Origin of the sequence: Xanthomonas cissicola (assembly GCF_008801575.1) — a bacterium.
Taxonomy (GTDB): Bacteria; Pseudomonadota; Gammaproteobacteria; order Xanthomonadales; family Xanthomonadaceae; genus Xanthomonas; species Xanthomonas cissicola.
Genome location: NZ_VZPL01000002.1, coordinates 87,117 through 106,403, shown reverse-complemented (window position 1 = coordinate 106,403; position 19,287 = coordinate 87,117). Strand labels below are relative to the sequence as shown.

General features: G+C 66.7%; 18 protein-coding genes and 1 other RNA gene. 9 read left to right on the top strand and 10 right to left on the bottom strand.

Annotation, left to right across the window (positions count from 1 at the left end):
• Positions 1-178 precede the first annotated feature (178 nt).
• Positions 179-2,242 (bottom strand): TonB-dependent receptor, encoded by a 2,064-nt coding sequence (locus tag F7R02_RS01410; RefSeq protein WP_003487532.1) that lies wholly within the window; start codon positions 2,240-2,242, stop codon positions 179-181.
• Positions 2,243-2,404: 162 nt separating this feature from the next.
• Between F7R02_RS01410 and F7R02_RS01405 the strand changes: the two genes are divergently transcribed.
• The 3 genes from F7R02_RS01405 (at position 2,405) to F7R02_RS01395 (ending at position 3,447) form a co-directional block, all read left to right on the top strand.
• The gene (locus F7R02_RS01405) at positions 2,405-2,821 is read left to right on the top strand and encodes a MerC domain-containing protein (protein WP_003487534.1); all 417 of its coding nucleotides are present in this window, start codon (positions 2,405-2,407) and stop codon (positions 2,819-2,821) included.
• Positions 2,822-2,882: 61 nt separating this feature from the next.
• A non-coding RNA gene (locus tag F7R02_RS01400) (sX9 sRNA) lies at positions 2,883-2,957 on the top strand.
• A gap of 307 nt (positions 2,958-3,264) precedes the next feature.
• Positions 3,265-3,447 (top strand): 30S ribosomal protein THX, encoded by a 183-nt coding sequence (locus F7R02_RS01395; protein ID WP_003487537.1) that lies wholly within the window; start codon positions 3,265-3,267, stop codon positions 3,445-3,447.
• An 88-nt stretch (positions 3,448-3,535) separates the two neighbouring features.
• Here the strand turns inward: F7R02_RS01395 and F7R02_RS01390 are convergent, their stop codons facing one another.
• From F7R02_RS01390 to F7R02_RS01370, 5 genes are all read right to left on the bottom strand, one after another.
• Entirely contained in the window at positions 3,536-4,621 is a 1,086-nt protein-coding gene (locus F7R02_RS01390; RefSeq protein ID WP_078591152.1) for a zinc-dependent alcohol dehydrogenase family protein, read from the bottom strand.
• Positions 4,622-4,693: 72 nt separating this feature from the next.
• A complete protein-coding gene (locus F7R02_RS01385) occupies positions 4,694-6,136 on the bottom strand; it encodes a chloride channel protein (RefSeq protein ID WP_139371094.1) in 1,443 nt (480 codons plus the stop codon).
• A 126-nt stretch (positions 6,137-6,262) separates the two neighbouring features.
• Positions 6,263-7,561, bottom strand: coding sequence for an alkaline phosphatase family protein (locus F7R02_RS01380; protein ID WP_078591153.1), 1,299 nt, complete (start codon positions 7,559-7,561; stop codon positions 6,263-6,265).
• Positions 7,562-7,597: 36 nt separating this feature from the next.
• Positions 7,598-8,143: a methylated-DNA--[protein]-cysteine S-methyltransferase gene (locus tag F7R02_RS01375; RefSeq protein ID WP_078591154.1), complete on the bottom strand. Its 546-nt coding sequence runs from the start codon at positions 8,141-8,143 to the stop codon at positions 7,598-7,600.
• A complete protein-coding gene (locus F7R02_RS01370) occupies positions 8,140-9,603 on the bottom strand; it encodes an AlkA N-terminal domain-containing protein (RefSeq protein ID WP_005912870.1) in 1,464 nt (487 codons plus the stop codon). The genes F7R02_RS01375 and F7R02_RS01370 overlap by 4 nt, the downstream gene beginning before the upstream one ends.
• Positions 9,604-9,750: 147 nt before the next feature.
• Here F7R02_RS01370 and F7R02_RS01365 point away from each other — a divergent pair, with 147 nt between their 5' ends.
• The 4 genes from F7R02_RS01365 to F7R02_RS01350 all read left to right on the top strand — a co-directional run bounded on the left by F7R02_RS01365 (position 9,751) and on the right by F7R02_RS01350 (position 12,661).
• Positions 9,751-10,977 carry a COG3904 family protein gene (locus tag F7R02_RS01365; RefSeq protein WP_078591155.1) on the top strand — a complete coding sequence of 409 codons (1,227 nt, stop codon included), beginning with the start codon at positions 9,751-9,753 and terminating at the stop codon, positions 10,975-10,977.
• A 76-nt stretch (positions 10,978-11,053) separates the two neighbouring features.
• Positions 11,054-11,308 (top strand): hypothetical protein, encoded by a 255-nt coding sequence (locus tag F7R02_RS01360; RefSeq protein WP_003487551.1) that lies wholly within the window; start codon positions 11,054-11,056, stop codon positions 11,306-11,308.
• Positions 11,309-11,697: 389 nt separating this feature from the next.
• Positions 11,698-12,234: a DUF4019 domain-containing protein gene (locus F7R02_RS01355; RefSeq protein WP_078591156.1), complete on the top strand. Its 537-nt coding sequence runs from the start codon at positions 11,698-11,700 to the stop codon at positions 12,232-12,234.
• Positions 12,235-12,259: 25 nt separating this feature from the next.
• Complete coding sequence (locus tag F7R02_RS01350; protein WP_078591157.1) at positions 12,260-12,661, top strand: MAPEG family protein; 402 nt, start codon at positions 12,260-12,262, stop codon at positions 12,659-12,661.
• Positions 12,662-12,687: 26 nt separating this feature from the next.
• Here F7R02_RS01350 and F7R02_RS01345 read toward each other — a convergent pair whose 3' ends face one another.
• The 4 genes from F7R02_RS01345 to F7R02_RS01330 are packed head-to-tail and all read right to left on the bottom strand — an operon-like array spanning position 12,688 to position 14,458.
• On the bottom strand, positions 12,688-13,008 hold the full coding sequence (locus F7R02_RS01345) for a hypothetical protein (protein WP_016850297.1): 321 nt from the start codon (positions 13,006-13,008) through the stop codon (positions 12,688-12,690).
• Positions 13,005-13,247 (bottom strand): RNA-binding S4 domain-containing protein, encoded by a 243-nt coding sequence (locus F7R02_RS01340; protein ID WP_033484566.1) that lies wholly within the window; start codon positions 13,245-13,247, stop codon positions 13,005-13,007. Before F7R02_RS01340 ends, F7R02_RS01345 begins: the two co-directional genes overlap by 4 nt.
• A gap of 36 nt (positions 13,248-13,283) precedes the next feature.
• A complete protein-coding gene (locus tag F7R02_RS01335; protein ID WP_078591198.1) occupies positions 13,284-13,931 on the bottom strand; it encodes a hypothetical protein in 648 nt (215 codons plus the stop codon).
• Between the two features lie 29 nt (positions 13,932-13,960).
• On the bottom strand, positions 13,961-14,458 hold the full coding sequence (locus F7R02_RS01330) for an RNA polymerase sigma factor (RefSeq protein WP_005912883.1): 498 nt from the start codon (positions 14,456-14,458) through the stop codon (positions 13,961-13,963).
• A gap of 167 nt (positions 14,459-14,625) precedes the next feature.
• Here F7R02_RS01330 and F7R02_RS01325 point away from each other — a divergent pair, with 167 nt between their 5' ends.
• Together F7R02_RS01325 and F7R02_RS01320 are read left to right on the top strand one after the other, a co-directional pair.
• Entirely contained in the window at positions 14,626-16,524 is a 1,899-nt protein-coding gene (locus F7R02_RS01325) for a DEAD/DEAH box helicase (RefSeq protein ID WP_078591158.1), read from the top strand.
• 261 nt (positions 16,525-16,785) lie between these two features.
• Entirely contained in the window at positions 16,786-19,191 is a 2,406-nt protein-coding gene (locus F7R02_RS01320) for a putative bifunctional diguanylate cyclase/phosphodiesterase (protein ID WP_139371095.1), read from the top strand.
• The last annotated feature ends 96 nt before the right edge of the window (positions 19,192-19,287 follow it).

The following is a 19,287-nucleotide window of genomic DNA, read 5'->3' as shown; positions in this document are numbered from 1 at the left end:
TGCCTGCGTGGAGCGCGACCAAGCTCCCGTCCTGTGTGCCGTGCAGATCCACGCAGTGGCGAACGCGACTGCAGGACAGTGCAGCACTCCGCAGGAGGCGCTGATAGGTCGGCAACGCACACAAAAAGGCCGCCCGAAGGCGGCCTTCCTTCCACTCAGCAGGGGAGAGAGACCGCTGTCAGAAGAACAAGCGCACGCCGAACGAAGCGCTGCGGCCAGGAAGCATCACATCGTCCTTGAGGAAGGAGGTGTGCACGCGTGCGTCCTGATTGGTCAGGTTATTGCCGTCCAGGAACACTTCCCACGCGGCGCTGCCGTGGTCCACGTGATACGCCAGATGCGCATCGACGAAGGTGTAGCCGTCGGTCGGGGTTTCGTTCACTGCCACCTTGTCCTGCTTCAGGGTGCGGGTGGCACCAAGCGATGCGCGCCACTGGTCGGCATCCCAGCGCAGCTGCGCACCGAAACGTCCCGGTGCGATACGCGGCAGGTTGCCGCCATCGTTCAGACGCGCACGCACCGTATCGCCGAACACGCGCAGGTCCCACGCACCGTTATCGTTGTTGGCCAGGTGGAAGGTGGCCTCGCCTTCGAAACCGTGGAAGATCGCATCGGCCTGCGTCCACTGGCGGATCGGCAGGAAGTCGTTGTCTTCTTCGTTGAACCACTGGCCGCCGGTGTCGACGATGTAGACGAAGTCGTTGTAGCGGTTGTAGTACGCCGCCACCTTGGCATCCACCCATGCGTTCTGGAAATTCAAGCCCAGCTCGGCCTGGTTGGCCTTCTCGGTCTTCAGATTGGCATCGCCGATTTCGAAGGCGAGGGTGGCGATATGCGGGCCGTTGGCGAACAGTTCTTCTTCGGCCGGCGCGCGCTCGGCGTGGTCCAGGTTGGCGGTCAGACGCCATTGTTCGTTGAAGCGGAAACCGCCGCTGGCCGAGAAGCTGGTCGGAGTGAAATCACGGTCCACGCCGATATCGGTCTGGTACTTGACCTTGTCCATGCGCGCGCCGACTTCGGCGGTGACGCGCTCCCAACTATTGCGTGCAACGGCGAATGCGCCGAGCGAGCGTGTATCGGTCTTGGGCACGAAGGATTCTTCGCCGATCGCCTGAAAGGTGCTGTCGCTGCCCTGCAGGCCGAATGCAGTCTGCCAGCCGCCACCAAACGTAAACGAGGCTTCCACGCGGCCTTCGTTGGCCCGCTTGGTGAACACGGTGCCGACTTCGGCGCCTTCGAATTCGGTATGCGCGTAATCGGTATGGCCGAAGCTGTAACGCAGCGCGCTGCCTTCGCCCCACGGATCGGTCAGCCCGCCCTTGAGGTCGTAGCGGTCCTGCTGCAACTTCAGCGACACCCCGCGCTCGCCGATGGACGGGTCGCCCGGCTCGCCCGGGTTGCCGTAGTTATCGCGGAAACGCGATGCCGACAAACCCACGAAACCCCAATCGCCGGACAGCGACGCACCGATCGAGCCCACCTTGGAATCGACCCAGCTGTTGAGCTGGCGGCCCTTCGGCGTGTCGTAGTCGTTCTGGTTGCGATACACGCCATCTGCGTGGATCGACAGCCCGCTGCCATTGCCGGCATCGACGCGGAACATGTCGGTGTTGCCGTCCTTGTCGCCGCCGTCGAAGCGTACTTCGGCGCGGCCGCTGAAGCCGTCCACCGGGGTCTCGGCGATGCGCCCGTCGACCACGTTGACCACACCGCCGATGGCGCCGGAGCCGTACAGCAGCGTCGATGGACCCTTCAGCACTTCGATCTGGTTGGCCAGGAACGGCTCGATTGCCGGGGAATGGTCCTGGCTGACGGTGGACACGTCTTGGGTCGACAGGCCGTCGCGCAGCACTGCCACGCGCGGGCCGTCCAGGCCGCGGATGATCGGCCGGCCCACGCCGGGCCCGAAGTTGGAACTCTGTACGCCGGGCAGGCTGGCCACGGTTTCGCCCAGGCTGGAACTGCGCACCTCGTCCAGACGCTCGCCGGCCAGCACTTCCACCGGGCGGCTCAACTCACCGGCCGCATCGCGCAACGGGCTGGCGGTGACCACCACCTTGTCCAGATCCTTGATATGGCGCCCACTGGAGGGGCTGGCATCGTGGCGTGTGTCCGAACTGGGCGGGGTCTGCCCATCGGCAGCGACCGGAGCGTCCTCGGCCATGGCCAGGGCAGGGGTCAGCAGGCTGGCCAGGGCCAGCGAGAGCGCGGAACGACGGAACGGGTGTGCAAAAGGGGGCATGGTGGGCCGGACTCTGTAATTGTTACTGTGTATCAGTGGTAAGGCGCAGCTTGCCTACTGCGCCGGCGGCGAACCCGCATGACTGCGCGATGCATCGATGCGGGGCTGGAACAGTAAGATGTTATATTATTCCACGTCGCCGCGAATACCCTGCTGGACGTCATGCCTCTACCAACCCTTCGCCATCTTCTTGACCGCTTCGGCGCAACCGGCTCGCTGTTGTGCGCCGTGCACTGCGCGGTATTGCCACTGGTGCTGGCGCTGGCGCCTTCGCTGGGCCTGTCGTTCTGGCTGGGCGACGGGGTGGAACTGGCCATCGTGGTGTTCGTGACGCTATTGGGCCTTTTCAGCCTGGTGCTCGGGTATCGCCGGCACAAAGCGCTGCATGCGCTGGCGTTGCTATTGCCCGGTCTGGCATTGCTGTGGCTGGGCCTGCTGTACGACCCGCTCCATCATTCGGTGGTGCCGCATGCGGTGGTGATGACGCTGGGTGGCGCCCTGGTCGGTATCGCCCACCTGGTCAATCTTCGCCTGAATCACGGGCATGGGCATGTGCACGACGCCAGCTGCGCGCACTAAGAGCGGCTAACAAAACTACTGCGCAGCCGCCAGGCGGGCGCGGCCGGTGCTCGGAATCGGCATGCAGCACTCGCACACTCTGGTTCCTGCGCGCCGTCCGCGCCCACCTGACAGCTGCTCGCTACGTTTGTTGGCCGCTCTAAGCCTCTGTCGTAGGGCGGTTGCGTCGCCGCCACGCCGATGCGGACAGCGGAGATCATCGACGTCTGCCACCCGCACCTTCGCGCTGCTCTGCGGCTTTCCACCCGCAGCCGATCACAGTTCACAACCGCAGGCATCGTGCTGGAGTCGGCCAGCTCCGCAAGTGGGGCGGGCGCTGCCCAGCTACGCGCGCCGGGGCCGCCGTGGTAGGCTTGTCGGCCTTGCGCGAGGGCGCCGCCGGTGAAACCTCGCCAGACCTGTGCCAGCACGGGAATTTGTATTCACATTCAGGAGTCGACGAAATGGGTAAGGGTGACCGTAAGACCGCCAAGGGCAAGCGCTACAACGCCAGCTACGGCAATTCGCGTTCGCACGCGGTGAGCAAGGTTGTCGTGGGTGCAGCTGCCCCGGTTGCCAAGAAGGGCGTGGTCAAGGCCCCGGCCAAGAAGGCCGTCGCCAAGAAGACCGTCGCCAAGGCCAGCTGATCCCAGCTCGCTTCGCGACACCGGAACGCGGCGCTTGCGCCGCGTTTTTCGTTGTGCAGGCCGGTCGTTTACGCTCCTGTCCGGCCCATCAAGGTGTGCCACCAGGTGCCCAGGATGCCGGCGGCGATACGGGCTGGAAGCGATCGATGACGCTGATGCCGAGATCGCGCGTAGCGTCCATGCCGGTCAGCACCGCAATGGCCTCGTCCAGGCCCACTCTTTTGCCGATGAGCCGTTGAGGTGCGATCTTCCCGGCCTGGATCATCGTCAACATGGCATCGTACCGCCACGCCTGCATCCCGTGGCTGCCGTAGATCTCCAGTTCGTGGCCGATCACCTGCGCCATCGGGATCCTGGGCGTGGCGTGTTCGCCCAGCATCAGTCCCACCTGGACATGACGGCCGCGCCGCCGCAGGTTGCTGATGGAGTTGAAACAGGTCGCGGGGCTGCCGAGCGCATCGATGGAAACGTGCGCGCCGCCCTTGGTGATCTCGCGAATCGCCTCCACCGTGTCGGCCGCTTTCGACGCGTTGACCGTTGCGACCGCGCCGCATTCGACGGCAAACGCCAGCTTGTCGTCGAAGATGTCCACTGCAACCACCTGCGCCCCCAGCGCCGCTGCGATCATCACTGCCGAAAGCCCGACGCCGCCGCAGCCATGGACCACGACCCATTCCCCTGGGCCGGTTCTGGCCTGATCGACCACGGCCCGGAACGAGGTGGCAAACCGGCATCCCAGGCTTGCCGCCGTCGCATCGTCGATGCTTTCCGGCAGTCTGACCAGATTCGTCTCGGCAAAATCGATCGCGACATATTCGGCGAACGATCCCCATGCGGTGAAGCCGGGCTGGAACTGGTGCGAGCACACGTGCTGATTGCCGCCATGGCACTGCGCGCAGCGCCCGCACCCTGACACGAACGGCACGGTGACCCGGGTGTCGATCGCAAAGCCCGAGATGCGTTTTCCCATGGCGACCACTTCGCCGGCGAACTCATGTCCCGGCACGTGCGGCAATGCGATGTCCGGATCGTGCCCCATCCAGCCGTGCCAATCGCTGCGGCAGATGCCGGTGGCTGCCACCTTGATCACCACGCCGTCATCGCTTGGCGTCGGGTCGGGGAGCTGCAGAATTTCCGGAACCTGTTCAAAACGCTCGAAGTGCATTGCGCGCATACGCAACCTCGGGAAGCAGCACGATGAGGAGGGGGTCTACCGTGCTGCACCGCTGGCGAGCGGTGCGGCAGCTCATGTTCGTTGGGAAGCGTCGTCCTGGCCGCTGTTTCCAGCCGAGGTCTGGCGCTGCGACGTCGACGCGCGCTCTGCAGCGGGAGCGGGCGCCGGCACGGCCAGCAACTGCTCGGCCAGGCCGCGATAGATCGGCGTCTTGCAGACCAGCCCGGAGACTGCGCGCGCAATCAGCACGGTGGCCAGGATCGGCAGCAGCATCTGGCTGGTGTCGGTGAGCTCCAGCGAAATCACCGCCGAGGTCAGCGGCGCCTGGGTCACGCCGGTGAGATAGGCGCACATGCCCAACAGCACGAAGGTGCGTGGATCCACGCTGGGCATCAGCACCGAGAGGTTGTGACCGATGCCGGCACCCACTGCCAGCGCCGGCGAAAACAGGCCACCTGGAATGCCGGCCAGATACGAGACCAGATTGGCGATGAGTTTCATCATGCCGAACTCGTGGCCGACCACCGCATGCCCCTGCACCAGGCTGCGCGCCTGGTCGTAGCCGGTACCGAACGCGCCTTGCCCCAACACCAGCGCCAGCCCGACCAGGGCAACGCCGCACAGCGCGGCCAGCAGCACCGGATGCCGTTGGCGCAGCGCACCCAGCCAGCGCGGTTTGCCGCTGACGCTGGCCAGCACCATCCGCGCGAAGAGGCCACCGAGTAACCCGGCCACGCTGCCGCACAAGGCGATCGCCAACCAGGCCTGGCCCAAGGGCAAGGCCACCGCCACCTTGCCGAAATAGGTGTAGCTGCCCAGCAGGCCTAGCGACACCACCCCGCCAACGATCACCGCGGTGAGCAAGGTGCCGGAAAAGCGGTGCTCGAAACGCCCGCTCAGTTCTTCGATCGCAAATACCACACCCGCTAGCGGCGTATTGAACGCGGCCGCGATACCGGCGGCGCCGCCGGCGAGCAGAAAATGCGAGGGCTCGCGTGGGTCGCGAAAACCGAACCAGCGCCCGAACACATGCATCAGGCTGGCGCCGACATGCACGGTGGGTCCTTCGCGTCCTACCGATGCGCCGCCGAGCAGCGACAAGGTGGTCAGCGCGAGCTTGCCGACCGACACGCGCAACGAGAGGTTGCTGTCGCGAAATGCCGGGTCGGGGTGTTCCAGCGCGGCAATCACCTGCGGGATGCCGCTGCCGCGCGTGGGCCGCAGCGCACCGGAGGTGAGCCAGGCAAGCAGGGCGAAGATGCCCGGCGTCAGCAGCAGCGCCCACCAGATCGAGTGCGCGGTAATGCGTTGAAAAAGATGGAAGGCCGCGTCGCTGGCCTTTGCGAAGACGATCGCCACCAGCGCCACCGCAATCGCGCCGCCCCACAGTGCAGCGCGACGACGCCAGCCTTCGCTGGACAACAGCGGCCGCAAGCGACGCGGGGGGAGTTTGGAACCAGACATTGCGTCATTGTCGCACTGCTGGGCCGCAGCGGTGTCGACAGCGACCCACATTCCTGTGCTGTCGCCAACATGAGGTATGCGGCGGCGACTTGGAGCCGCGTCTTGCCTGCATGCGCGTTTTCGGTGTTGCAGCCGCACGCGTGCGCACGCCGGTATTGTTGCCGATGCCAGTCGCCTCTACCGGGCGTCGGGTGCTGGCGGCATGCGCAAGGCCGGCAGCAAGGTTGCCGGGTTGCCGTCGTTGGGTGCGGCCGGAATACCCAGCAGCCGGCTCATCAGCGCATAGACATCCACGTTGTCGAAGCCTGGCAGTGTCTTGCCCTGCGCCAGATCCGGGCCTTGCGCCAGGAACACGGCGCGCATCGATGGCAATGCCGGATCATAGCCGTGCGAGCCACGCGTGCCGCGCTGCGCGCGTTTGGCAAGCTTGTCCGGGAAGAGCGCATCCCAGCCTTCATGCATCTGGCACACGAGCGACGGAATGCGCGGATGGCTACCGTACTGCCAGCGTGCCGGCAGCTCCGCCTTGCGCCAGCAGTCGTAGTGGTCGTGCGCGCCAAGCACGGTGGCCTCGGCAGCGGCCTGTTGCCCGGGCAGTGGTTCGAAACCGATCACCTGGCCATCGGTGATTGCGGTGGCGATCTGCGGCGGCGCGATGTCTTCCACGCTGATCGCATGCCCTGGCGCCACCTCGGCCATGCCATGGTCGGAGACCACGATGATGTTGGTGCGCGCGCGGGTACCGTCGCGCTGCGTGCCAGCCAGCAGCCGGCCGATGGCCGCATCGACCGCGCGCACGGCGTCGGCATACTGGCGCGATTCCGGGCCGTGGTCGTGGCCGGCTTCGTCCACATGTTCGAAGTACAGCGTGACGAGGCGATTGCGCTGGGCACCGTCTGTTGCGAGCCAGCCCCGCACCGCGTCCACGCGCGTGTCCAGGCGCACGCCTTTTTGGTAATGGCGCCACTGCGACGGGCGTACGCCCTTGATCGCCGCCTCGCTGCCTGGCCACGACCAGATGGCGGCATGCTGGCCGGTGTTCTCCACGCCCACCCACACCGGTTCGCCGCCCCACCAACGCGCATCGCCCACCGCCTCGGACTTGCTCAACCAGAAACCCCCAAGCGTCGGGTCGCGCATGCTGTTGTGCACGATGCCATGGTGGTCCGGGCGCAGCCCGGTGACCAGGGTGTAGTGATTGGGAAACGTCAGCGACGGATACGAGGGCGCCATCCAGCGCGCACGTACGCCTTCGCGTGCCAGGTGCGACAGGTTCGGCGTGATGCCGCGATCGAGCATGTCCGCGCGCAGGCCGTCGATGGAGATCAGCAGCAATGCGTGCGGGGTGCTGGCCGATGCGGTACCGGGCGCTGCAGTCGGCAACTGCGTGGGCGCGCTGCGCGCGGATGGGGGGCTGCTACAGGCCGCAAGCAAGGCAAGCGCCGCTGCGGCAACTCCAAAACGTCGGTCGATCATGGCGTAAGTTTACGGCGCAGCGATGACTCCGCGAAGTCAGCCGGTGCGCGCTGCCGAGGCGGGTGCGAACAGATCGTCGGCGCGCGCGGCGCTACGCGGCGACCAGACTTCCAACTGCAACAACGCCTGCTTGGTCGGCAGGCCGCCGCCGAAGCCGGTCAACGCACCATTGGCGCCGATCACGCGATGGCAGGGCAGCACGATCGGCAGCGGGTTGCGTCCGTTGGCGGCGCCCACCGCGCGACTGGCGGCCGGTTTGCCGACCGCCTGCGCTAGTTGCGCATAACTCCAGGTCTGCCCGAACGGAATCTGCGCCAGCGTGCGCCAGACCGTCAGTTGAAACGGTGTGCCGACTGGCGCCAGAGGCAGATCGAAGCTGCGTCGCCCGCCATGCAGGTAATCGAGCAATTGTTCGCGTGCTTCGCGCACCAGCGGCGCATCGGGGTCGTGCAACCAGCGCGCACGGCCGATGGCGTCGTAGCGGTTCTGCGCAAACAGGATGTGGTGCACGCCTTTGTCGTCGGCGGCCACGCTGAGCGCGCCGATCGGCGAGGGGAAGGTGTCGTAGTGCAGTGTGCTCATGCGCGGGTGTCCTTGCGGTCGTTGGCCAGATGCCACAGGTGCAGCACGGCGTAGGCGCGCCACGGTCGCCACGCTTGCGAACGGGCATCGGTGGCGCGTTCGCTCAGGCGCTCGGGGGCGCCGAGCACTTGCTGCAGGATCAGGTCGCCGGCCGGAAACGCGTCCGGATGCGACAACGCGCGCATGGCCACGTAATGCGCGGTCCACGGTCCGATTCCGGGCAGCGCGGTGCAGGCGGCGATGAAATCAGGCAGGCGCTGTCCGGCGCCGAAGTGCAGCTGGCCTTGCGCGCAGGCCGAGGCCAGCGCACGCAGCGTGGCGGCGCGCGCACGCGGCAGCCCGAGCTGTTCCAGCGGCGCGTCGGCCAGCTGTTCGGGCATGGGGAAACTGCGATCCAGTCCGGGGGGCATGTCGGCATGATGGCCGCCGTGGCGGTCGACCAGCCGCGCTGCCAGCGTTGCCGCGCCGGCCACGCTGATCTGTTGCCCCAGGACCGCACGCACCGCCACTTCGAAGCCGTCCCAGCCACCGGGCACGCGTAGGCCGGGTCGGCGCGCGATTGCCTCGGCCAGCAGCGGTTCCGGCGCGAGCGTGGCGTGCACGGCCTGCAGGTCTGCATCCAGATCGAACAGCCGGCGCACGCGTCGCACGATCTGCGGAATCTGGCGCGGGTCGGTGGCGCCGATGCGCAGCAGCAGCTCCGCGCGCTGCGGTGCCGCGCTGACCTCGATCACGCTGGCGTTGCCCGGCGCGCCGATCACGCGCCGGTAGCCGTTCGCATCGACCTGCTCGATGCCCGGGATCGCGCGGCGCTGCAAGAAGGCCAGCATCGCCGGCAGGTCCAGCGGCGGGCGATAGCCCAGGCGCAATGTCAGTTCGCCGCCCGGCACCTCGGCACGCTGCTTGCGCAGTGCAGAAGGCGGCATGCCGCAGCCCTGCAGGAAGGCCGCATTGAAGCGGCGCAGGCTGTTGAAGCCGGCCGCGAGCGCGACCTCGGTGACCGGCAGGGCGGTTTCGGTCAGCAATTGCTTGGCCAGCAGCAGCCGATGCGTGCCGTGCACCTGGATCGGCGTGGCGCCCAGCTGCTGCACGAATTGCCGCTGCAGTTGGCGCGCGCTCAAGCCCACCGCGTCGGCCAGCGTCTGCACCGGCTGCTCCTGCAGCGCGCCGTCGGCAATCATCGCCAGCGCACGCTGCACGCTTTCTTCGCCCAGATGCTGCTGCGCCTGCGGCGACAGCTCCGGCCGGCAGCGCAGGCATGGCCGGTAGCCGGCGGCGCTGGCCGCCGCGGCAGTGGGGTAGTAACTGATATTGGACGGATTCGGCGGCGGTGCCGGACACACCGGGCGGCAATAGATGCCGGTGCTGCGCACGGCGGTGAAAAACAGCCCGTCGAAGCGTGCATCGCGTGCCAGGCGGGCGCGGTCGCATTGGGTCCGGTCGGGCGTTGCGGTCTGCATGTCGCCAGTCTATGCGCTCGCCCCCGCGCCGGCTGGCCGTTTTCGGACGCGGTTGCGGCGGACCTGCGCGTTCATGGCCGGGTCAACCCATCGATCCATTCAGCCATAGACTGCGGGTGATCTCCGTCGCGCTCCGTGCCCCACATCATGCTGAAATCGGTTTGTCTGTCCCTTGCCTGCTTGCTCCTGCTGGCCGCCTGCGATCGGTCGGCGACCTCGGCCGATGCAGCGGTTGCGCAGCAGAGTGGTGCAGGGCAGGCGGGCGATGGCGATCACATGGTGTCGGTGGATACGCCCGACCCGGTCCCGCCGCCGCGCCCGCGCACGCAGGCGGGCGAGGCAGGCTGGCCGCAGGCGGAACTGGAATCGGGCCAGGCCTGGATCAGCTGCGCGACCGATTACAGCCGCGAAGCCGGCGACGGCACGCTGTTGCCGACACTGGACCGGGCCAGCGTGGAAGCGGCGCTGGCGCCGTGTCGCGAGACCGGGCTGGTGCGGGTGCGCTACGCCGGCAAGATCAACGCAGGTTTTGCGGCCCTGGTGTGGCGTCTGGCCTCGGTCGCGGAGCAGTGGAAGTTGCCGCATCGCATCCTGGACCTGGATTCCAGTGGCGGGCAGGTGGAGGCGGCAATCCGCGCCGGCGACACCATTGGCGAATCCAACTGGACCATCTGGGTGCGCGAAGGCTCGATCTGCCACAGCGCCTGCGTGTTCGTGCTGGCGGCCGGCGACAACCGCCTGGTCGCCGGCAAGGTCGGTATTCACCGCATGATGCGGATCAGCTCCAAGGCGACCTCGCGCGCCGAGCTCAATCGCGAACTGCGCGAGGTCTACGGCAACGTCAAGGATTACCTGGAGCGCAACGGCGTGGCGGTGGCGGTGGCCGACCTGATGATGACCGTGCCCAACCGCAGCCTGCGCCTGCTCAGCATGGAGGAGTTGCGCGAATACGGGCTGGATGGCACCAATGCCGTGCAGGACGATCTGGAACGCATCCGCCAGATGCGCAAGTGCGGCGATGCCTTCGTGCGCCGCAAGGACGCGTTTCTGGTCGCCTTCGACCAAAAGTGCAAGGGCGAAGGCGCGGACCTGGATGCGGTCAATGCCTGCGGCCTGGCCTTGAAGCAGCGCTTCGGCTTTCCGGATGCGGCCTGCCCGGAAGAAAGCCCGCTGGCCGAAACCGATGCCGCGGCGCTACCGGCCAGCCCGACGGCCGAGACGCAGACCGATGAGGCGCAGAACGGCCAGGCGCAGAACGGCCAGGCCCAGCGCGATGCCGCAGGTGCGGCAACGCCTGCAGCCGAGCCGGACTCCGCGCCAGCGCAGGATGCCGCCCAGGCCGGCCCGCCGTCCGCGCCGCACCCCGACGGCTGAGCGCAGTGATGGGCTTCACGCGCATCGCACTGCGCGCTGCCTATCGTCGCTGCATCACAACCGAGCCGGGGGGCGTATGCGAGGCAAGACCAAGGGTGTGTTACTGGCATATCTACCGTCGGCCCTGCTGGTGCTGGTTGGCTTCGGCGTGGCCGAGTTGCTGCGCCTGGCCGCTGCGGCCATGCACGAACAATGGCCGGCGACGCTGGCAGCCTGGCTGAGTCTGGCGGCGCTGATCGCCGCGATCGCGCGTGCCTTCTGGGTCAGTTGGCGTCTGTGGCGGCCGCGTGGCGTGACGGCCGTGCCGCCTGCTTCCGGAGGCGAGGCATAGATCGCGCAGACAACGGCGATGGGACTTCAAGGGCCCTGTTCGCGACTGGCCCCTGATGACGCCAAGACATTGCCGCACGCATCGCACCCAGCCGATGCTGCCATCTGCAGCATGCCTGCCACTTCAACAGAAGGATGAAAACGCCGCTGCCAGACTGATGACGTCGAATGCGCGCGGCCGTGGCCAGAGGTCCCTGCTCGCCGCTTGCGTGCTCGAGAAGTGCGTTGTCCAAGAGGCGCGTCGGCGCTTGCCGTGTTGCCTTCAGCGCCGTCCCCCGGACCTGCATCCGCAGACTTGTGTTGCGCACGACGCGTCCTAGACTGCGCTACCCACCAAAGGGTGGGCGGCGCCTCTTCCTTTCCACCCGATCCGTACAAGGTCCCCGTCCCATGCTTCGTTCTCGTCTGGTTATCGTGTTGGCACTGGCTCCAGCGCTGGCGTTCGCTCAACAACCGCAGGCCGCCAGTCGCTCCGCCAGCCCGGCTGCGGCGCAACCGGCACCTGCAGCGCCCGCCGGGCAGCCGGCCCTCAGCCCGGCGCAGCAGGCGCAGCTGACCAAGCAGAACACCGAGATGACTCAGGCCGCCTTGCGCGTGGCGCAGATGGTGGACGGCAACCAGGTCGCTTCGCTGTGGGATGGCGCGTCCAAGGTGGCCAAGACCGCGGTCAAGCGCGATGTCTTCGTCAGCCAGATCGGTACCGAACGCGCGCGGCTGGGTGCGGTGGTGGGGCGCGGGCAGGGCTCGGTCACGCGGGTCAAGTACGGTCCCGGCGCGCAGGTGCCCGAAGGCCTGTATGTCAACGTCAGCTTTCCGACCCGTTTCGCCAAGGCACAGCAGCCGGTCCGCGAGCTGGTGTCGTTCCGTCTGGACGAAGACAAGACCTGGCGGTTGGCCGGTTACAGCCTGCGCACGGCGGTGAAGTGATGTTTCCATCGGCCGGGAGAAACGTATGCAACTGACGATCGAGCTGCAGATGCTGGGCTGGGCGATGGTGCTCGGGTTGGTGCAATTGCTGGCTGCCTCGGCCAGCATGACCGCCCAACGCGGCACCAAGTGGAACGCCAGCGCACGCGATGGCGAGGCCAAGCCGCTGACCGGCGTGGCCGCCCGGTTGGACCGCGCGTTCCACAACTATCTGGAGACCTTTCCGATCTTCGCGGCCGCCGTGCTGGCGGTGAGCGTGGCCGGGCGCACCAGCGCAGACACAGCACTCGCCGTGCAGCTCTACCTGTGGGCGCGCGTGGCCTATGTGCCGGTGTATGCCGCGGGTATTGCGTACCTGCGCAGCGCCATCTGGGTGGTGTCGTTCTGGGGCATCATCAAACTGGTGCGTGCACTGCTGGGCATTTGATGCAGCGTCGCCGGCAGGTGTGAGCTTCAATCAGTCGCTTGCACCCGCGCCAAGATTGCAGCGATGGCCGCCTGCGCATCGTCGGTACGCAGGGCTTGTTCCAGGATCGGAATCACCCAGGCGCAACCCGCCCTGGTCACATGTGCACACCAGTGGCCGCGCCAGGTGTCCAGTTCGTGCAAGGCCAGCATGCTGCAGCCGCCTCGCTCGGCATGGCCGCCGCCGATGGATTGCTCCAGCCAGAACGGCTGGTCCGAGTCGATGGCGATCGAAAAAACACAGACGTCGTGGATTGGATCGTCGGCCGAAGGTGCGTTGTTGCGCCGGCTGATCTCCACGACCTTCATGCGTCAGGCTCGGCGTCCGGGTCCCATGCCAGCACGCGAATTTCCACATCGTCCAGCTGTACCAGCTGGCCGGGGCGGATCTTGGCGGTCTTGCGCAGCTCCTGCATGCCGTCGACGCTGACCGCGCCGCTGGCGACGATCGCCTTGCCCTGGCCGCCGCTGTCGGCAATGCCGGCCAGCTTGAGCAACTGGTTGAGTTCGATGTAGTCGCCGTCCAGGTCGAATTCCAGGTATTGCATGGTGCGCTCGGTCGCAGGGAGACCGCGATTATCCGCCTACTCGCGCTGGAAACGCGCGATCTGTTCCAGCAGGGTTTCGGTACGAGCGACGCCGCGGCCGGCGTGCACGGTGTCCAGGCGTTCCAGCCAGGGGTGACCGCTGCGCTGCAGCCGTCGATAGCCCAGCCAGGTGCCGATGCCGCCGAGTACGCCGACCAGCAGGTTGCATAGCAGCCAGGCGTACGGCAACGACCGGCCGGTGAGGGCCCGCCACGCAGCGTCTGCCACCGCTACCCACAGCACCCAGAACGCTACGCCCAGCCACGGCGCGACGCGTGTGCGCCAGCGCCGCAGCTGTGCAAGCGCGCGCTGTGTCTGCAGCAGTGGCCTGGCGAAATCCAACTGCGACAATAGCCACAGTTGACGGGCCGCAGAGGCTGCCAGCGCAACGCACCACATCTGCAGCAATACTCCGCCGACGATGGCTGCCGCCTGTTCGGGGAACGCAAACCAGCTGTGGGCAACGAGGCCGCTCAATGCGATGGCGCACAGCAGTTGCGCCGACTGTCTCAGCCACAACGGGCGCAGGTGCGCGCGTGCTGCGTGGCTGCGCAGGTCGCCGAGCACCTGGCCGGCGAGTGCGGCGTGTTGATCCAGCCGTTGTTCCAGCGAACGCCAGGCCAGGGCGATGTCGTCCAGTTCCATGTCTTGCTCCGGTTGCGGATTGGTGGGGTTCACAGCTCGGCGCGGATTCGCGATTTCAGGCGGCTGAGTTTGGTGGCGACATTGGTTTCGCTGATGCCGAGCACGTCGGCGATCTCGCGATAGCTGTGTTGGTCCAGATAGAGCAACAGCAGCGCGCGTTCCAGCGGCAGTTGGTGTGCGATGAAGGCATACAGCGCGGCCACCTGTTGCTCGCGTACAGGGTCGTGTGCGCATGGATCGGCGATGCGCTCCACCACCGCGTCCAGCGCGATCGGCTCGCCGGCCGCGCGGCGGCCGCGCAGATCGCTGATCGCCACGTTCAGGGCGATGCGGTACATCCAGGTGGAAAAGCGCCGACTCGGGTCGTAGCCGGGAAATGCCCGCCACAATTGCGTAGCGATTTCCTGCGCCAGTTCGTCGCGGTCGTCGCGGTCGCGGCAATAGCTGGCCGCCACTTTCAGCACGATGGCGCGATGCTGCTGCAGCAGGGCGCTGAAGCGGGTGTGCAGATCTGTGTCCAGGGGCATGGCTCCGGTCGGGCAGGTGAAGGGACGACACGGGATGATTCGCGCAGGAGCGCGATTCCTCACAACCTGAATGGACTGTCACGAAAATTTCGACAGCAAGGGGGCTGAAGAGGCACACTATGCTGCTTTGCGCCTGCCGGCTCCGTGCGGCGCCTCCGGAGTTACCCATGACCCAAGAATCTTCCGCGCCGCTGCTGTTTGCAGATCTCGGCCTCTCGGACGCTGTGATGAAGGCCGTTGCCAATGTGGGCTACGAGTCGCCGTCGCCGATCCAGGCCGCCACCATCCCCGCGCTGCTGGCCGGCCGCGACGTGCTCGGCCAGGCCCAGACCGGCACCGGCAAGACCGCCGCGTTCGCGCTGCCGGTGCTGTCCAACGCCGATCTCAACCAGGTCAAGCCGCAGGCATTGGTACTGGCCCCGACCCGCGAGCTGGCCATCCAGGTCGCCGAGGCGTTCCAGAAATATGCCGAAGCCATTCCCGGCTTCCGCGTGCTACCGGTCTACGGCGGCCAGCCGTATGCCCAGCAGCTGAGCGCGCTCAAGCGCGGCGTGCATGTGGTGGTCGGTACCCCGGGCCGGGTGATCGATCACCTGGACCGCGGCACCCTGGATCTGTCCCAGCTCAAGACGCTGGTGCTGGACGAAGCCGACGAAATGCTGCGCATGGGCTTCATCGACGATGTCGAAGCGGTGTTGAAGAAACTGCCGGGGCAGCGCCAGGTGGCGTTGTTCTCGGCCACCATGCCGCCGGCCATCCGCCGCATCGCGCAGACCTATCTGAAGGACCCGGCCGAAGTTACCATCGCGGCCAAGACCACCACCTCGGCCAACATCCGCCAGCGCTACTGGTGGGTGAGCGGGCTGCACAAGCTGGATGCGTTGACCCGCATTCTCGAGGTCGAGCCGTTCGACGGCATGATCATCTTCGCGCGCACCAAGGCGGCCACCGAAGAGCTGGCGCAGAAGCTGCAGGCGCGCGGCATGGCGGCAGCGGCCATCAACGGCGACATGCAGCAGGCCGCACGCGAGAAGACCATCGCCCAGCTCAAGGACGGCAAGCTGGACATCCTGGTCGCCACCGACGTGGCCGCACGCGGTCTCGACGTGGAGCGCATCAGCCACGTGCTGAACTACGACATTCCCTACGACACCGAAAGCTACGTGCACCGCATCGGTCGCACCGGCCGTGCCGGGCGTAACGGCGACGCGATCCTGTTCGTGACGCCGCGCGAGAAGGGCATGCTGCGCTCCATCGAACGCGCCACCCGTCAGCCGATCGAAGAGATGCAGCTGCCGAGCGTGGACGCGGTCAACGACACCCGCGTCGCGCGCTTTATGACCCGCATCACCGAGACCCTGGCCGGTGGTCAGATCGACATGTATCGCGATCTGCTGCAGCGCTACGAGGCCGAAAACAACGTGCCGGCGATCGATATCGCTGCCGCGCTGGCCAAGCTGCTGCAGGGCGATGCCCCGTTCCTGCTGACCCCGCCGGTGCGCGGTGTGCGCGAAGAGTCCGCTCCGCGCCAGCGCAACGAGCGAGCCGACCGGGGCGAGCGCCCGCGTTTCGAACCCACGTTCGAACGTGGCCCGCGTGCCGACGGCGAACGCGCTGCGCGTCCGTCGCGCGGCGACGATACCGGCGAGCGTCCGCGCCGCGAGCCGGCCCCACGCGGAGAGCCCGAGTTCGGCATGGAGAGCTACCGCATCGAAGTGGGCCACAGCCACGGCGTGAAGCCGGCCAACATCGTTGGCGCGATCGCCAACGAAGCCGGGCTGGAAAGCCGTTATATCGGTCGTATCGACATCCAGGACGATTATTCGATCCTGGATCTGCCGGCCGACATGCCGCGCGAACTGCTCGCCCACCTGAAGAAGGTCTGGGTGTCCGGTCAGCAGCTCAACATGCGCAAGCTGGAAGACGGCGAAGCGGCCACTGCGGCGTCCAAGCCGCGCTTCCCGCGTGGCGGCAAGCCGTCCGGTCGTCCGAACGGCCCGGGACGTCCGATGGACCGCGCCGGCGCACCGCACCGCAAGGGTCCGCCAAAGCCGCGCGGCGAGTAGGCCTGTTCGGCACCGCCCGCAGGGATCCTGCAGACAGTAGGGTTGCCCAGTATCGCTATGCATTAAAGAGCATAGCGAGCAAGTGGGGCGCTACGGCGCCTGAAGGCGGCGGCGATCAGGCTGATCTAGTCAGCGTCGCTAACCCCGAGTGCACTACGCCAAGCGGGCATAGCCATACAGACTCGGCCGTTGCGGCCGTTACTGCCTTCAGGCGCCCAGTGGGTGCCTGAATCGCACTAGGGCGGCGAAGGACGGACGGCGATGGCGCAGGCGATACGCGGCAAGGGCGGTGGGCAGACCATGCATCTGGTGCGTGGCTGGCTGACGCTTCCTCTGGCGCTGTTGATCGGTATCGCCGTCTGCATGACGGTGGTGTCGGCGCTGGTGATCGAAGTCCAGTCCGGCGCTACTGCCTGGATCGTCGGCCAAAACCATTGGTCCAACGCCCAGCAAGAATCGGTGTACTGGATGGAGCGCTACCTGGGCAGCGGCGATACGGCCGATCTGCAGGCCGCTTGCCGCGCGCTGGAAGTGCCGCTGGGCGACCGTGCCGCACGCGTGGCGATCGAACAACCGGTGATCGATTGGGACGCGGTCTACGCCGGTCTGGGCGCTGGGCGTAATGCTCATCAAGACATGCCGCAAATGGTGCGGTTGTATCGCTACGGGCACCAATTTCCGTATCTCGGCGACGCCATCGCGCTGTGGAAGCGCACCGACGTCGGCATCCTGCAACTGAGCGACCTGGCCGACCGCGCCGCTTCGGTGCAGGCCGCCAACCGGCCCGACCCGCGCGCGCTGCAGGCACTGCGCGATGAACTGCATCTGCTGGACGGTCGCATGCGCCGCGACGCCTCCGAATTCCTGGCCTACCTGACCCGCTGCGCGCGGCTGCTGCACGATGTGATGGTGGTCTGCAGCCTGGCCACCTTGCTGCTGGTATTGATCACCTGCGTACTGGCGATGCGGCGCATTCGCGATTATCTGCTGTCGCACGAAGGCCGCTTCCGCACCGCGTTTCAGCAGGCGGCGCTGGGCATGGTCAAGTTCGATCTGCGCGGCAACGTGCTGGATGCGAACGCGTCGATGGCCAATGTGCTGCTCTACCGACCCGAAGAGCTGCAGGCCTGCACGCTGGCCGAGGTGATGCATCCGGAAGACATCAAGCTGGACAGCCGCGGCATGCTCGATTGGCCCAAGCTGCTGCAGTCCGGCGAGTTGCGCTTCGTGCGTGCCGATGGCGGGGTGATGTGGGGCCGCTGGAGCGCCTCATTGGTCGAGCCGGGGCCGGAAGAGCCGACCCTGGTGCTGGCGGTGATCGAAGATGTCTCGCACGCCCATGAGCTGGCCGACGAAGTGGCCTTCCATGCGCGCCACGATGCGATGACCGGCCTGATCAATCGGCATGAAATCGAACGCCGGCTGCTGCGCCTGATCGAGCTGCCGCAATCGCCGCAGATGTGCCACGCGCTGTGTTTTGTCGACCTGGATCATTTCAAGCTGGTCAACGACACCTTCGGGCATGCGGTCGGCGACAGATTCCTGTGCCACTTCGCCGATGTGATCACCATGCAGCTGCGTTCCGGCGATTGGTTGGGGCGCCTGGGCGGCGATGAGTTCGCCATCCTGTTGGCCAATACCGATCTGGCGCAGGCTCAAATCGTGCTGGAACGCATGCACGGCGCGCTCGGGCAACCGTGGAGCCATCAAGGCGGGCGGCCGCTGACGCCCAGTTGCAGTTTTGGCGTGGTGGAGATTCGCCAGGGCGTCAGCGACCTCAATGCCTTGATGACCGCCGCCGATCTGGCCTGTCATGCGGCCAAGGAAGAAGGGCGCAACCGCATTCGCTGCTTCAACGAAAACGATCTGGCACTGGCGCAGCGCCGCCACGATGGCGGCTGGATCAGTGCGGTGCAACAGGCGATCGCCGAAGAGCGTTTGCTGTTGTACGCGCAGAAAATCCAGGTGCTGAACGACCCGGGACGCCTGCAGTACGAGGTGCTGGTACGCATGCGTGCCAGCGACGGACGGGTGCTGAGTCCGGGTGAATTCTTGCCGGCAGTGGAGCGTTACGGCTTGGGGCGCATGGTCGATACCTATGTGCTGGAAGCGCTGTGCGCGCAGTTGTCGGCCAACCCGATGCATGTGGCGACGCTGGACCTGTGCCACGTCAATCTGTCTGCGCAATCGATCGCGCAACCGGATTTTCTCGACGTTGTCTGCGCCCTGTTCGAGCGCTACCCGGCACTGGTGCCGAAGCTGTGCATGGAGATCACCGAGACCGCGGTCATCGGCGATTTGGAACACGCGCAGCGTTTCGTGCAGAGCGTGCGCGCGCGCGGCTGCCACGTGGCGCTGGACGATTTCGGCAGCGGCCTGGCCTCGTTCGGCTATCTCAAGCAATTCACCGTGGACGTGTTGAAGATCGATTGCGGCTTCGTCCGCAACTATGCGCACGATGCGGTGGATCGCGCGGCGGTGCATTCGATCGCCCAGGTCGGGCTGGCGCTGGGCATCGAGGTGGTCGCCGAAGGCGTGGAATCGGAGGCCGACATCCCCGGGCTGCGCGAAGCCGGTGTGGGCCAGGTGCAGGGTTTCAGCCTGCATCGTCCATGCCCGCTGGAAGAGCTGTTGCACACGCCGCAGCTGGTGGCCGTCTCCGGGTAAGCGCACTTGACCCAGGCGACTTCCCGCAGCGTCATGCCGGTGCTGCGTGTACACGCCTCTGGCGGCTGCACGGTAGTTTTGTCGGCTGCTCTAAAT